Source organism: Stenotrophomonas sp. GD04145 (assembly GCF_029835135.1).
Taxonomy (GTDB): domain Bacteria; phylum Pseudomonadota; class Gammaproteobacteria; order Xanthomonadales; family Xanthomonadaceae; genus Stenotrophomonas; species Stenotrophomonas maltophilia_P.
On sequence record NZ_JAODZG010000004.1, the window covers coordinates 39,013 to 51,916 of the forward strand.

Here is a 12,904-nt window from a genome sequence, read left to right on the forward strand (position 1 = left end):
TATCGTCGGCAGGCCGTTAAATAATCGCTAGAACGAAACTGCAGCGCCCTGCCGTTGCGGGCAGGGCGCTGCGGCTCACCGTCGGCCGGATGGGACCCGGCGAGCCCGGCCGTTACCTGCCGGGCACCACCTGGGCGCTGCCGACCGGGTTGCGCGGATCGCTGCCGCCGAACAACCGGTTGCTCCTGCGATCCCATTCCACCGTCTGCAGATTGCCCCAGACGTGGCTGGAGCCGCGACCACCGGCGGCGACATTCCCCGGCAGATCGATCTTGTGGCCCATCGCCTGCAGCTGCTTCACGGTGGCCGCGTCGAACGCGTTGTCTTCGGCCTCGATCAGGTCCGGCAACCACTGGTGGTGGTAGCGCGGCAGCGCCGCGACCTGCTGCGCGTCCAGGCCGGCGTCGTAACCAAGGATGCCCAGCAGCACCATGGTGATGATGCGGCTGCCGCCGGGGGTGCCCAGCACCACGACCTTGTCGGCGTTCTCCATGAAGGTCGGCGTCATCGAGCTGAGCATGCGCTTGCCCGGCTTCGGTGCATTGGCCTCGTAGCCCATCACGCCGAACGCATTGGGCGTGCCCGGCTTCAGCGCGAAATCGTCCATCTCGTTGTTCAGCAGCACACCGGTGCCCTTGGGTATCAGGCCCGAGCCGTACAGCAGGTTGACGGTCTGGGTGGCGCCGACGCGGTTGCCATCACGGTCGATGATCGAGAAATGGGTGGTCTCGTCGTCCTCCAGTGGCGTCGGATTGCCCGACAGCAGGTCGCTGGGCGTGGCCTTCTCCGGATGGATGGTGGCACGCAGGCCCTGCGCGTAATCCTTGCTGGTCAGCACTTTCTGCGGGATCTGCACGAAGTCCGGATCGCCCAGGAAGAACGTGCGGTCGCGGTAGGCGCGCCGCATCGATTCGACTACCAGATGGGCGCGGTGCGCCGGATCCATCTGCTTGATGTCCCAGCCTTCGAGGATCTGCAGCATGCTGGCCAGGGCGATGCCACCGGACGACGGCGGCGGCGCCGTGGTGATCTTCCAGCCGTTGTAGTCGAAGACGATCGGCTCGCGCTGCTTCACCCGGTAGCCGGCCAGCTCCTCGGCGGTCCAGCGGCCACCGGCCTGCTTCACTCCGGCCAGCAGCAGCTTGCCGGTCTGGCCCTTGTAGAAGCCATCGAAGCCACCCGCCGCCAGCCGCTCCAGTGTCTGCGCCAGTTCCGGCTGCCGGAACACATCACCGGAGGCGATCGGCCTGCCGTTGCGCAGGTACACCTCGCGGGTCCCGGGGTAACGCTCCATCACCTCGCGGCGCGAGGCATAGCCCTTGGCCATCCGCTCGTACACCGGGAAGCCGTCGCGGGCGATGCGGATGGCCGGTTGCAGCGAAACCGCCAGGGGCAGCCTGCCGTGCCGGGCCGAAAGCTCCACCAGCGCCGCAGGCAGGCCGGGGATACCCGCCGACCAGGCGCCGTTGACCGAGCGGTCGCGGTCCAGGTTGCCCTTCCCGTCGAGGAAGGCCTGCGGCGTGGCAGCAGCCGGCGCGGTCTCGCGCGCATCCAGCATCACGTCCTTGCCGGTGGCCGCGTCATGCAGCAGGAAGAAACCGCCACCGCCCAGGCCGGAACTGATCGGCTCGACCACCGCCAGCGTCGAGGACACCGCCACCGCGGCGTCGAACGCGTTGCCTCCCTGCGCAAGGATGTCGACGCCGGCCTGGGTGGCCAGCGCGTGGCCGCTGGCAATGGCAGCGCCATCGGGGCGTTCGGCGCGGGCCGGCGCATCGGCCCAGGCAAGCGGGCTCAGCAACAGGCCGAGCAGCAACACGGGACGGACGAGCAGCGTCTTCATTCGGATGGGGGCTCCGCGTAGAGTTCGGGATGATCGTGCTGCAGTCGGCGCAGTTTGGCCAGCAGCTGGTCTTCCGTTTCCACGATCTCCGGGTCCGGATCGATGCATTCGACCGGGCAGACGACCACGCACTGTGGCTCGTCGAAATGGCCCACGCACTCGGTACAACGGGCGGGGTCGATCACGTAGATGGTTTCACCCATCGCAATGGCCTGGTTCGGGCAGGCCGGCTCGCAGACGTCGCAGTTGACGCAGAGCTCATTGATTTTCAGCGACATGGCGATACTCCTCGCCCGCGCCTTGGGACAAAGGACCGGCCAGCGCGGGCGCGCGGGCCGGTCAGGTCATCGGTGGCGCCCGCTACAGGCGCCACCCGGGCCACGTTGCAACGTGGCCGCCACGGCTCGGTCTTACTTGGCTTCGACGAAAATGTACTCGGCACCGGTCGGCTGCACGGCCGCCTGCACGCGGGCGTTGTCGGCCGACTGGCCGATGAAGACGACGCGCACGCCCTTCATCGAATCCGGCGACACGTCCTTGAACACGGCCTGGATCATGTCCGCCATCTTGCCCGAGGCCGACGAACCGAAGGCCAGCATGTTGCCCGGCTGCACGCCACGGGCCACGGCCTGGGTCGCGCTCTCGGTCTGGCGCTCGTACTTGGCCTGGAAGTCCGGGTCCGATTCCGGCGAGAGGTAGTACAGGAACGGGCTGTTGGAGATGTTGCCCATGTTCTGGATGGCGACTTCCTGCAGGTACTTCTTCCAGCCTGCGTCGTCGTCCTTGGATGGGGCGACCAGCGCCTGCTTGGCTTCGTCGACCGGAGCGGCCTCTTCCTTCTTGCAGGCAGTGAAGGCCAGGGCCAACGAGGCGATCAGCATCGCGCGCATGGTGGTGTTCATGGTTTCCTCCCGGAATGGTGCGTGGTGTTGTACGTAAGGGGTGCGGGTACGGCGGGGCTTATGACTGGGTCGATTTCGCCTCGCGGACCCTGCGCAGGGCTTCAAGCACCGCGGCCGGCACGAAGCCGGACACGTCGCCGCCCAGGCGCGCGATCTCGCGGACCAGCGAAGACGAAATGAAGCTGTGCTGCTCGGCCGGCGTCAGGAACAGGGTCTCGACTTCCGGGATCAGGTGGCGGTTCATGCTCGCCATCTGGAACTCGTATTCAAAGTCCGACACCGCGCGCAGGCCGCGCAGCAGGACCCCGCCCTGGACGGAGCGTACGAAATGGGCCAGCAGGGTATCGAACCCACAGACCTCGACGTTGCCATGGTGGCCCAGGGCATCCCGGGCCAGCTGCACGCGCAGCTCCAGCGGCAGGGTCGGCCCCTTGGACGGGCTCTGCGCCACGCCGACCACGACCTTTTCAAACAGCGGCGCGGCCCGGTTCACCAGGTCGATATGACCGTTGGTGATCGGATCGAACGTGCCGGGGTAGACGGCAATGCGGCGGTTGGCCACGGTCATGGGCGGTTGCAGATGTTCAGATGAAGTCAAAGTGTAGCAGCGGCGCGGCGGTACAGGGCAAAGCGCACCTCACGGGTGCCGCCCTCGCGGTGCAGCAGCCAGTCCGGCGGCAGCACCGGGACGTGACCGGCCGGCGACTCCAGGTAGAGCCAGGCGTCGGCTGCCAGATGCCGCGGCAGCTGGGCCAGCACGTCCTGCCAGAGGCCATCGGCGAACGGCGGGTCGATGAACACCAGATCCGCCTGCTGCGCGGGAGCGCCCTGCAACCAGCGCAGGGCATCGGCCTGGACCACGGTGATCTGCGCGCTGGCCTGCAGCTTGGCGACGGCGGCCGACAGATTGCGGCCGAGCTGGGCATCGCGCTCGACCAGGGTGGCGTGAGCGGCACCGCGCGAGACGGCTTCCAGGCCCAGCGCGCCGCTGCCGGCAAACAGGTCCAGCACGCGGGCCCCGGCCAGTCGGGGCATCAGCCAGTTGAACAGGGTCTCGCGCACACGGTCACTGCTGGGCCGCAGGCCCGGCAGGGTCGGCACCGGCAGGCGGGTATTGCGCCAGCGCCCGCCGATGATGCGGACCTGGCCTTCATTGCCCCCACGGCCGCTCATCGGCGCCACCTGCGGGGGGTGTTCGAGAATTTCAGCATGAGCGGGATTGTAGTTCGGCCGGGCGGCGCCCGGCACCCGCAGAAGCCAGAGCAACGGCTGGAGCAACGGCTGGAGCAACGGCAAAGGCTGGTTTCCTGTGGGTTGGCGGGGCGGGTCAGGTCGTGGGGGACGCCGTGAACCCATCCCTGGGGGCTTGGCCGCGGCATCCATGCCGCGGACACCCCCACAACCTGACCCACCCCGCCTTCGACCGTTTCCTGCGATCTGTCGGAACGGCCCTTGGTTTGAATTTCGAGATCTGGGAGATTTCATCCACGCATGGCGTGGATCTAGTGGCCACCGGCCAACTGTCGAAGGCGGGGCACTGTGGGTTCGCGGGGTGTGAGCCGCATGGATGCGGCGACCAAGCCTCCATGGACGGATTCACGGCGCCCCCGCGAACCCACAGTGCCCCGCCATCCCTCGGAATGCACGCTGTTGCTTTTGCTCTGGCCTCTGCGGGTGCAGGGCGCCGCCCTGCCCGACCAACCCCCTTGATTTCGGGACAATCACCCCTACCCCTTGGCGAGGCCGCACGCGCTGGCGCGGCATTGCACACGGAGCCCTATCGATGACCGAGACGACCCAGACCGAAACCCTTGGCTTCCAGACCGAAGTCAAGCAGCTGCTGCAGTTGATGATCCACTCGCTGTACTCCAACAAGGAGATCTTCCTGCGCGAGCTGGTGTCCAATGCCGCCGACGCGGCCGACAAGCTGCGCTTCGAGGCGCTGACCCAGCCGTCCCTGCTGGAAGACGACAGCGACCTGCGCGTGCGCGTCAGTTTCGACCCGGCCGCCCACACCATCACCATCGAGGACAACGGCATCGGCATGAGCCGCGCCGAGGCCATCGCCCACCTCGGCACCATTGCCAAGTCCGGTACCGGCGACTTCCTGCGCCAGCTGTCCGGCGACCAGAAGAAGGACTCGCAGCTGATCGGCCAGTTCGGTGTCGGCTTCTACAGCGCGTTCATCGTCGCCGGCGAAGTCGAAGTCACCTCGCGGCGGGCCGGCCTGGCCAGCAGCGAAGGCGTGCGCTGGACCTCGCGCGGCGAAGGCGACTTCGATGTCGCGACCCTCGACAAGCCCGAGCGCGGCACCCGCATCGTGCTGCACCTGAAGGACGGCGAACACGACTTTGCCGATGGCTGGCGCCTGCGCAGCATCCTCAAGAAGTACTCCGACCACATCGGCCTGCCGATCCAGATGCCGAAGGAAGGGGGTGAAGAGGGCGCGGCGGTCGAATGGGAAACCGTCAACCGTGCCAGCGCGCTGTGGACCCGTCCGCGCACCGAGATCAGCGACGCCGAGTACAGCGAGTTCTACAAGCACGTGGCACACGACCACAGCGATCCGCTGGCGTGGAGCCACAACAAGGTCGAAGGCAAGCTGGAGTACACCTCGCTGCTGTACGTGCCGGGCCGTGCACCGTTCGATCTGTATCACCGCGATGCGCCCAAGGGCCTGAAGCTGTATGTCCAGCGGGTGTTCGTGATGGACCAGGCCGAGCAGTTCCTGCCGCTGTACCTGCGCTTCATCAAGGGCGTGGTCGATTCCAACGACCTGTCGCTGAACGTCTCGCGCGAGATCCTGCAGTCCGGCCCGGTCATCGATTCGATGAAGGCCGCGCTGACCAAGCGCTCGCTGGACATGCTGGAGAAGCTGGCAACCGACAAGCCCGAGCAGTACGCCACGTTCTGGAAGGAGTTCGGCCAGGTGCTGAAGGAAGGACCGGCCGAGGACTACAACAACCGCGAGAAGGTGGCCGGCCTGCTGCGCTTCGCCTCCACCCGTGGCGAGGGCGATGCCCAGACCGTCTCGCTGGCCGACTACATCGGTCGCATGGCCGAAGGCCAGGACAAGATCTACTACCTGACCGGCGAGAGCTACAGCCAGGTCCGCAACAGCCCGCACCTGGAAGTGTTCCGCAAGAAGGGCGTGGAAGTGCTGCTGCTGACCGACCGCATCGACGAATGGCTGATGGGTTACCTGACCGACTTCGACGGCAAGGGCTTTGTCGACATCGCCCGTGGCGACCTCGACCTCGGCGCGCTGGAGACCGAGTCGGACAAGCAGGAACAGGAAGCGGCGGCCAAGGACAAGCAGGCCCTGATCGAGCGGCTGAAGGCGGTGCTTGGCGACGACGTGGCCGAAGTCCGCGTGTCGCACCGGCTGACCGATTCGCCAGCGGTGCTGGCCATCGGCGAACAGGATCTGGGGCTGCAGATGCGCCAGATCCTGGAAGCCAGCGGCCAGAAGGTGCCTGACAGCAAGCCGGTGCTGGAGATCAATCCGGGGCACCCGTTGATCGCCAAGCTCGATGGCGAGGCCGACGGTGATCGTTTCGATGATCTCGGCCGCGTGCTGTTCGACCAGGCCGCGCTCGCGGCCGGCGACAGCCTGAAGGACCCGGGCGCCTACGTTGCGCGCCTGAACAAGCTGCTGCTGGAACTGTCGGCCTGACACGCTGGGTGGTCGCCGGGCATGGCCCGGCGCTGCCAGGCGCTGGCTGTCATCTGCCAGGCCGGGCCGCTCAGGCCCGGCGATCCAGCAGCGACCCCAGCATCTGGTCCTGGCGGCGGACCAGCGAAGCGTTGGCGGCGAAGGCCACCACCTCCGCGTTTGCCGCCAGCAGATCAGCCAGCGGCGCGGCGGGATCGGCGCCGGCAGCGGTCACCCGGGTCTGCACCCCACCCTGCTCCACCGCCGCGCGCTGCACCTGCAGGCGCGGTGCATCGGCTGTCGCCAGGTTGGCCACGTTGTGCGCGGCCACCTGCACGCCTTGCCCTGCTGCCCGCATGCCGCTCCAGGCCGTTGCCATCACGTTGTCCATGGCGGTCTCCGGGCCGCCCGGTGCAGCCCTCCGAAGCCATTAGCGGCTGCCCGGCCGCGACCTTGAGTCCACATCGGGCAGACGGGCCCGGGTGGTAGCATATCCCTCTGATTTCAGCGCCTTTTGCCAATGCTCAGTTTTTTCCGCCGCAAGAAGCCCCAGGACGCCGCCACACCGGACGCGCCCAAGACCCAGCACTACTCGGCTGAAGAGCTGGCGGCGGCATTCCCGTCGGCCGCGCCCGTCGAGGACACCACGGTCGTAGCCGACGCCCCGCCCGCCGTGGCTCCAGCTGAGGCGGTGCCCGTCCCGGCGCCGCCCGCCGCTGCCCCGGCGTCCCCGCCGGCGCCGGCAGCGACCGAACGCGTCCTGGCACCGGAAGACGTCGAGGCCGAGGCACGTGCCGCCGCAGCCGTGCTCGCCCCGCTGGCTCCGGTGATCCCCGCACAGCAGCCCTCCGCACCGGCCGCCGACCTGCCGGTGCTGGTGGATGCCGCACCGGCCCCCGCCGGCAAGTCCGGCTGGCGCGAACGCCTGCGCAACAGCGTCATCGCGCGCAGCTTTGGCGGCCTGTTCTCGCGCAATCCCAAGCTCGACGATGACCTGCTGGACGAACTGGAAACCGCGCTGATCACCGCCGATGTCGGCGTCGGTGCGACCACCGAGCTGGTCGAAGGCCTGCGCAGACGCATGAAGGCACGTGAGTTCGCCGATGCCAACGCACTGCTGGGCGCACTGCGTGCCGACCTGATCGCGATCCTGCAGCCGGTCGCCAGGCCACTGGTGATCGATCGCAACGCCAGGCCCTTCGTGGTGCTGACCGTTGGCGTCAACGGCGTCGGCAAGACCACCACCATCGGCAAGCTGGCCAAGCGCTTCAAGGACGACGGGCACAGCCTGATGCTGGCCGCCGGCGATACCTTCCGTGCCGCTGCCGTGGCCCAGCTGCAGGCCTGGGGCGAGCGCAACGGCGTGGCCGTGGTGGCCCAGGGCCAGAACGCCGACGCCGCCTCGGTGGCCTACGACGCGCTGCAGGCCGGCAAGGCGCGCGGCACGTCGGTGCTGATTGCCGATACCGCCGGCCGCCTGCATACCCAGTCCGGCCTGATGAACGAGCTGGGCAAGATCCGTCGTGTGCTCGGCAAGATCGATCCCGCTGCGCCGCACGAGGTGCTGATGGTGATCGACGGCACCACCGGCCAGAACGCGCTGTCGCAGCTGCGCCAGTTCAACGCCGCGGTGAACGTGACCGGCCTGGTGGTGACCAAGCTGGACGGCACCGCAAAGGGCGGCGTGGTGTTCGCACTGGCCCGCGAGTTCGGCATTCCGATCCGTTTCGCCGGCATCGGTGAACGCCCTGAAGATCTGCGTGAATTCGATCCGGAAGCCTTCGTCGACGCGCTGCTGCCCGAAGCGCTTGGCAGTGCCTGAGGCCACCGTCGTGCCCGCGGGCGACCCGTTCGTCGCCCGCCTGCTGCACTGGTTCGACCACCACGGCCGCCACGACCTGCCCTGGCAGCATCCGCGCAGCCCCTATCGGGTCTGGTTGTCGGAGATCATGCTGCAGCAGACCCAGGTGGCCACGGTCATCCCGTACTTCCAGCGGTTCCTGCAGCATTTCCCGACCCTGCCCGCGCTGGCCGCGGCCAGCAACGATGCGGTGATGGCGCAGTGGGCCGGGCTGGGCTACTACGCCCGTGCGCGCAACCTGCATGCGGCGGCCCAGCGCTGCGTGGAACTGCATGACGGCGAACTGCCGCGTGATTTCGACGCGCTGCATGCGCTGCCCGGCATCGGCCGCAGCACCGCAGGCGCGATCCTCAGCCAAGCCTGGAACGACCGGTTTCCGATCCTCGACGGCAACGTCAAGCGCGTGCTCAGCCGGTATCACGGCATCGAAGGCTTCCCCGGCCTGCCAGCCATCGAAAGGCAGTTGTGGGCCATCGCCGAAGCGCACGCGGCCCGGGTGCCGGATGGCCGGATGGCCGACTACACGCAGGCGCAGATGGACCTCGGTGCCACCGTGTGCAGCCGCGCCAGGCCCGCCTGCGTGATCTGCCCGCAGCAGCAGGACTGCGTGGCGCGCCGCGAAGGCCGGACCGCCGAGCTGCCCACGCCGAAGCCCGGCAAGGCCCTGCCCGAACGCGAAGCCGTGGCCCTGCTGCTGCGCGATGCCCAGCAGCGCGTGCTGCTGCAGAAGCGACCGGAGACCGGCATCTGGGCGCAACTGTGGACCCTGCCGCAGGCCGACGCCGGTGAAGCGCTGCAGGACTGGTTCGATGCACACGTGGACGGCTCGCTGGAAGATGCCGACGAGCTGCCGGTGCTGCAGCACACCTTCAGCCACTACAGGCTGCACCTGCAGATCCTGTCGCGACAGGTACGCGGCCTGCGCGTGGAAGAATCCTCGCTGCGCTGGGTCACCGCCGACGAACTGCCGACGCTGGGCTTGCCGGCTCCCATCCGCAAGCTGCTTGATGGCACCGCGATCAAACCGCCACAACGCAGATCCAAGAAACCCCGCAACCACGAGTGAGTGCCATGCCCCGAACCGTCTTCTGCCAGTACGAACAACGCGATGCCGAGGGCCTGGACTTCGTGCCCTATCCGGGCGAACTGGGCCAGCGCATCTTCAACCACATCGGCAAGCAGGCCTGGGCGGCATGGCTGGCGCACCAGACGATGCTGATCAACGAGAACCGCCTGTCACCGCGCGACCCGAAGCACCGCGCGTTCCTGGAAGGGGAACTGGTCAAGTTCCTGTTCGAGAAGGACGCGGAGAAGCCCGCCGGCTTCATCCCGGAAGCCTGATCCGGAGATGGCGCCGGCCTAGTTCGCCGGCTCCTCGCGCTCCTGCACCTGCGCCTGCCGCAGCTCCTGTTCCGAAGCACGCAGCGCCTTCACGTCAAGCTTGCGGATGCTGCTGATGAAGCACGGCAGGCGCGGGCCTCCGGTCGGGTCCCGGACCAGCACCTTGTCGAAGCGGGCCGACACGCGGTTCATGCGGCTGGTCAGGCCGATGGCGGTCGCAAACGACAGATCCTGGCAGGGGCCGTTCAATTCCAGCAGGTAGGCCTCGCTGGGCCGGGTCCATACCGCCAGTGCACTGTCGCCCAGTTCGGTCCAGCCGTTGAGGCTGCCGAAGAACTGCATGTCATTCTGCGGTGCGCCGGCGTGCGCCCGGTACAGGTCCAGCCGCTCGGCACTGCTCAGGCGGCCGGTGGTCGCACACGCGGCCAGGGCAAGGCAGAGCCCTGCGATCACAAGCGGGGTCTTCATGTCGATCTCCACGGGGAACCGGGGGCCATCATGCGCCTGCCCGGGTATGGGCGGCGAGAATCCCGGCGCCACCGTTCAGGCGCCGGGAGGTGCACGTTGCCGGCCGCTCAGACGTCGGCGTGGGCCAGCTCGTGCAGGCGCCCTTCGCGCAGTTCCAGCACCCGGTCCAGGCGCCGCGCCAGACCGCGGTCATGGGTGACCAGCACCAGGCTGGTATGGCGGGCACGATTGAGTTCGAGCATCAGGTCGAACACGGTGCCGGCCGTGCGATCGTCCAGGTTTCCGGTCGGCTCGTCGCCCAGCACGCAGGCCGGATGATTCACCAGCGCGCGCGCCACCGCCGCACGCTGGCGCTCGCCACCGGAAAGCTCGCCCGGTTTGTGGTCCAGGCGATGGCCCAGCCCGACCGACTCCAGCAGCAAGGTTGCGCGCGCGGCCGCCTCCTCCACTTCAGGACGACCACGGACGAAGGCGGTGGCCCCGTTGACGATGCTGGCCAGCGCCGTCCCCACCACGCCCAGGCCGGCGAACATCGCCCGCTGTGACATCGGCGAATGCGAGCGGGACAGCAGCAGCGGCATCATCACGTTTTCCAGCGCGGTGAATTCCGGCAGCAGGTGATGGAACTGGTAGACAAAGCCCAGCGCCTGGTTGCGCAGCAGGCCACGTGCGGTATCCGACAGCGCCGACATGCGTTGACCGGCCACGTACACCTCGCCGGCACTGGGTACGTCCAGTCCCCCCAGCAGGTGCAGCAGCGTGCTCTTGCCTGCACCGGACGCGCCGATGATGGCCACGGTTTCACCCGCGGTGACGGTCAGGTTCAGGCCGTCGAATACCGGGGTCTGCATGCGCCCTTCGGCATAGATCTTGCCGAGGTGCTCGGCGCGGATCACTTCCTGGCCGCGGTCAAAGGCTTCATTCATAGCGCAGGGCCTCCGCCGGCTGGGTGCGTGCCGCCCGCCAGGCGGGATACAGGGTGGCCAGGAAGCTCATCAGCAGTGCGACCACGGTGATCACCACCACGTCGCCGGTCTGCATGTCCGTCGGCAGGCCGGTGATGTAGTACACGTCTTCCGGCAGCAGCTTGACATTGAACACGCGCTCGATGGCACCGAGGATGCGTTCCAGGTTGAAGGTCAGGGTGATGCCGCCGATCAGTCCGGCCAGCGTGCCGAAGATGCCGATCAACGAGCCCTGCACCATGAACACCTGCATCACCCCGGCCGGGGTCAGGCCAAGCGTGCGCAGGATGGCGATGTCCGCCTGCTTGTCGGTGACCAGCATCACCTGCGAGGACACCAGATTGAACGCGCCCATGGCGATGATCAGCGACAGCAGGATGCCCATCACCACTTTCTCCATGCGCAGCGAGTGGTAGAGATTGGCGTTCTGCTGGGTCCAGTCACTCACGCGATAGGCGCCGCCGAGGTTCTGCGCAAGGTCCACGCCGACTTCCAGCGAGCGGTCCATGTCGTGCAGCTTCAGGCGCACGCCGGTCGCGCCATCGGCGCGCAGTACGCGCTCGAGATCCTTCATGTTGGCGAAGCCGACGCCGCGATCGACCTCGTTGTAGCCGGCCTCGAAGATGCCGCTGACGGTGAAGCGCTTCATCCGCGGAACGGCACCTGCGGGTGTGCCCTGCACTTCGGCGAAGGTCACCAGCACCTGATCGCCGACGTCGACGCCCAGCCAGATCGCCAGTTCCTTGCCCAGCAGCAGATTGAAGCTGCCGGGTTTCAGGCTGTCGTAGCTGCCCTTGACCACCTTCTGGTCGATCACCGACACCTTCGGCTCCAGTGCCGGGTCGATACCCTGGATGATCGCACCCTGCACGCGCGGGCCGCTGATCATCGACTGGATCTCGATATAGGGTGCGGCGCCCGCCACGCGCGGGTCCTTGTTGGCCACGTCCACCACGCGCATCCAGTCCGGCATGGGCTCGCCGTCGCGACTGATGGTGGTATGCGCCGTCATCTGCAGCAGGCGGCTGCGGATTTCCTTCTGGAAGCCGCTCATCACCGCCAGGGTGGTGATCAGCACCGTAACGCCGAGCGCGATGCCCAGGATCGATGCCATCGAAATGAAGGAGATGAAGCCGTTGCGGCGCTTGGCGCGCAGGTAGCGCAGGCCGATGGCCACGGGAATGGGTTTGAACATGCAGGCACGCCGGACGATTCAGCCTATGGTGCCATCGACCGGGCTCGACGGGAAACGGCGCGTGCGGCGACGGCCAGTCGCAGTTCACGTCGCTGCCGGGCATCGAGCACATCCGGCCAGAACAGCAGCCGCCGTTGCCGCCGCCCCTGGCGCCCATGCAGCAACAGCCACGGGCCGCGGATCACCAGCTGTGGAGCGTCCAGCGCCTGCCCCGCCACCTGCAGCGGAGCGGGCAACGCCGGCAGGCACACCCTCACCTTCGGCCGGCGCAGGCGCCAGAAGAGCTCGGCCAGGCCCAGCGCCCAGACCAGCAGTACGACGGGAACCAGGGCGTCTCGGGGCAGATCCGAAGCGCGCAGCAGCCAGGGGGCGGCGAGCAGTACCGCCAGCTGGGCACCCGCCTGCAGCCGTGAAGGGCGCCACTCAAGGCTTGAGGGCGCGGATCCTGTCCATGAGCGGGATGGCGTGCGCATGCGGGCAGACCTCGTAGCCCATGAACCAGCGCCACAATTTATCGTCCTCACAGTCGAGCAGGAACAGGAAAACCTCGCGCTCTTCGGTCGGCGCAGCGCTCCATTCGCGGTCGAGGTAACGTTCGAACAGCTGGTCCAGTTCGCGCATGCCACGCCGGCAGCGCCAGCGCAGCTTCTTCAGCAGGGTTTCTTCATCCATTG

The 12,904-nt window shown here is 67.7% G+C and carries 15 protein-coding genes; 4 read left to right on the forward strand and 11 right to left on the reverse strand.

Annotated elements, in window-relative coordinates; genetic code table 11:
• Window positions 1–112 precede the first annotated feature (112 nt).
• From ggt to rsmD, 5 genes are all read right to left on the reverse strand, one after another.
• Entirely contained in the window at window positions 113–1,843 is a 1,731-nt protein-coding gene (gene ggt, locus N7367_RS03315; RefSeq protein ID WP_279941731.1) for a gamma-glutamyltransferase, read from the reverse strand.
• Complete coding sequence (locus N7367_RS03320; RefSeq protein ID WP_053517316.1) at window positions 1,840–2,121, reverse strand: YfhL family 4Fe-4S dicluster ferredoxin; 282 nt, start codon at window positions 2,119–2,121, stop codon at window positions 1,840–1,842. Before N7367_RS03320 ends, ggt begins: the two co-directional genes overlap by 4 nt.
• A 132-nt stretch (window positions 2,122–2,253) precedes the next feature.
• Complete coding sequence (locus tag N7367_RS03325; protein WP_053517314.1) at window positions 2,254–2,745, reverse strand: hypothetical protein; 492 nt, start codon at window positions 2,743–2,745, stop codon at window positions 2,254–2,256.
• Between the two features lie 58 nt (window positions 2,746–2,803).
• Window positions 2,804–3,313 (reverse strand): pantetheine-phosphate adenylyltransferase, encoded by a 510-nt coding sequence (coaD, locus tag N7367_RS03330; protein ID WP_053517312.1) that lies wholly within the window; start codon window positions 3,311–3,313, stop codon window positions 2,804–2,806.
• 26 nt (window positions 3,314–3,339) lie between these two features.
• Window positions 3,340–3,918, reverse strand: a complete 579-nt coding sequence (gene rsmD, locus N7367_RS03335) for a 16S rRNA (guanine(966)-N(2))-methyltransferase RsmD (RefSeq protein WP_279941732.1) — start codon at window positions 3,916–3,918, stop codon at window positions 3,340–3,342.
• A 610-nt stretch (window positions 3,919–4,528) separates the two neighbouring features.
• On the opposite strand from rsmD, the gene htpG reads away from it, so the two are divergent.
• Window positions 4,529–6,421 carry a molecular chaperone HtpG gene (htpG, locus tag N7367_RS03340; protein ID WP_279941733.1) on the forward strand — a complete coding sequence of 631 codons (1,893 nt, stop codon included), beginning with the start codon at window positions 4,529–4,531 and terminating at the stop codon, window positions 6,419–6,421.
• A gap of 70 nt (window positions 6,422–6,491) precedes the next feature.
• Here htpG and N7367_RS03345 read toward each other — a convergent pair whose 3' ends face one another.
• Entirely contained in the window at window positions 6,492–6,791 is a 300-nt protein-coding gene (locus N7367_RS03345) for a hypothetical protein (protein ID WP_065174961.1), read from the reverse strand.
• A gap of 129 nt (window positions 6,792–6,920) precedes the next feature.
• Between N7367_RS03345 and ftsY the strand changes: the two genes are divergently transcribed.
• From ftsY to N7367_RS03360, 3 genes are read left to right on the forward strand one after another with little or no spacing between them, the layout of a single operon-like run.
• Complete coding sequence (gene ftsY / locus N7367_RS03350; RefSeq protein ID WP_279941735.1) at window positions 6,921–8,222, forward strand: signal recognition particle-docking protein FtsY; 1,302 nt, start codon at window positions 6,921–6,923, stop codon at window positions 8,220–8,222.
• On the forward strand, window positions 8,215–9,327 hold the full coding sequence (mutY, locus tag N7367_RS03355) for an A/G-specific adenine glycosylase (RefSeq protein ID WP_279941736.1): 1,113 nt from the start codon (window positions 8,215–8,217) through the stop codon (window positions 9,325–9,327). The genes ftsY and mutY overlap by 8 nt, the downstream gene beginning before the upstream one ends.
• A 5-nt stretch (window positions 9,328–9,332) precedes the next feature.
• Entirely contained in the window at window positions 9,333–9,602 is a 270-nt protein-coding gene (locus N7367_RS03360) for an oxidative damage protection protein (protein ID WP_065174958.1), read from the forward strand.
• A gap of 18 nt (window positions 9,603–9,620) precedes the next feature.
• Here the strand turns inward: N7367_RS03360 and N7367_RS03365 are convergent, their stop codons facing one another.
• The 5 genes from N7367_RS03365 to N7367_RS03385 form a co-directional block, all read right to left on the reverse strand.
• Complete coding sequence (locus tag N7367_RS03365; RefSeq protein WP_053517332.1) at window positions 9,621–10,070, reverse strand: DUF6491 family protein; 450 nt, start codon at window positions 10,068–10,070, stop codon at window positions 9,621–9,623.
• Window positions 10,071–10,177: 107 nt separating this feature from the next.
• Entirely contained in the window at window positions 10,178–10,996 is an 819-nt protein-coding gene (locus N7367_RS03370; protein ID WP_065174957.1) for an ATP-binding cassette domain-containing protein, read from the reverse strand.
• Complete coding sequence (locus tag N7367_RS03375; protein WP_065174956.1) at window positions 10,989–12,230, reverse strand: lipoprotein-releasing ABC transporter permease subunit; 1,242 nt, start codon at window positions 12,228–12,230, stop codon at window positions 10,989–10,991. Before N7367_RS03375 ends, N7367_RS03370 begins: the two co-directional genes overlap by 8 nt.
• 23 nt (window positions 12,231–12,253) lie before the next feature.
• Window positions 12,254–12,703 (reverse strand): hypothetical protein, encoded by a 450-nt coding sequence (locus tag N7367_RS03380; RefSeq protein ID WP_081279720.1) that lies wholly within the window; start codon window positions 12,701–12,703, stop codon window positions 12,254–12,256.
• Complete coding sequence (locus N7367_RS03385) at window positions 12,654–12,902, reverse strand: succinate dehydrogenase assembly factor 2 (protein ID WP_053517299.1); 249 nt, start codon at window positions 12,900–12,902, stop codon at window positions 12,654–12,656. The genes N7367_RS03380 and N7367_RS03385 overlap by 50 nt, the downstream gene beginning before the upstream one ends.
• Window positions 12,903–12,904 lie beyond the last annotated feature (2 nt).

Bases quoted from the DNA above. Each gene is read 5' to 3' on its own strand.
- ggt (WP_279941731.1), bottom strand. From the start codon at position 1,843: ATGAAGACGCTGCTCGTCCGTCCCGTGTTGCTGCTCGGCCTGTTGCTG.
- N7367_RS03320 (WP_053517316.1), bottom strand. From the start codon at position 2,121: ATGTCGCTGAAAATCAATGAGCTCTGCGTCAACTGCGACGTCTGCGAG.
- N7367_RS03325 (WP_053517314.1), bottom strand. From the start codon at position 2,745: ATGAACACCACCATGCGCGCGATGCTGATCGCCTCGTTGGCCCTGGCC.
- coaD (WP_053517312.1), bottom strand. From the start codon at position 3,313: ATGACCGTGGCCAACCGCCGCATTGCCGTCTACCCCGGCACGTTCGAT.
- rsmD (WP_279941732.1), bottom strand. From the start codon at position 3,918: ATGAGCGGCCGTGGGGGCAATGAAGGCCAGGTCCGCATCATCGGCGGG.
- htpG (WP_279941733.1), top strand. From the start codon at position 4,529: ATGACCGAGACGACCCAGACCGAAACCCTTGGCTTCCAGACCGAAGTC.
- N7367_RS03345 (WP_065174961.1), bottom strand. From the start codon at position 6,791: ATGGACAACGTGATGGCAACGGCCTGGAGCGGCATGCGGGCAGCAGGG.
- ftsY (WP_279941735.1), top strand. From the start codon at position 6,921: ATGCTCAGTTTTTTCCGCCGCAAGAAGCCCCAGGACGCCGCCACACCG.
- N7367_RS03360 (WP_065174958.1), top strand. From the start codon at position 9,333: ATGCCCCGAACCGTCTTCTGCCAGTACGAACAACGCGATGCCGAGGGC.
- N7367_RS03365 (WP_053517332.1), bottom strand. From the start codon at position 10,070: ATGAAGACCCCGCTTGTGATCGCAGGGCTCTGCCTTGCCCTGGCCGCG.
- N7367_RS03370 (WP_065174957.1), bottom strand. From the start codon at position 10,996: ATGAATGAAGCCTTTGACCGCGGCCAGGAAGTGATCCGCGCCGAGCAC.
- N7367_RS03375 (WP_065174956.1), bottom strand. From the start codon at position 12,230: ATGTTCAAACCCATTCCCGTGGCCATCGGCCTGCGCTACCTGCGCGCC.
- N7367_RS03380 (WP_081279720.1), bottom strand. From the start codon at position 12,703: ATGCGCACGCCATCCCGCTCATGGACAGGATCCGCGCCCTCAAGCCTT.
- N7367_RS03385 (WP_053517299.1), bottom strand. From the start codon at position 12,902: ATGGATGAAGAAACCCTGCTGAAGAAGCTGCGCTGGCGCTGCCGGCGT.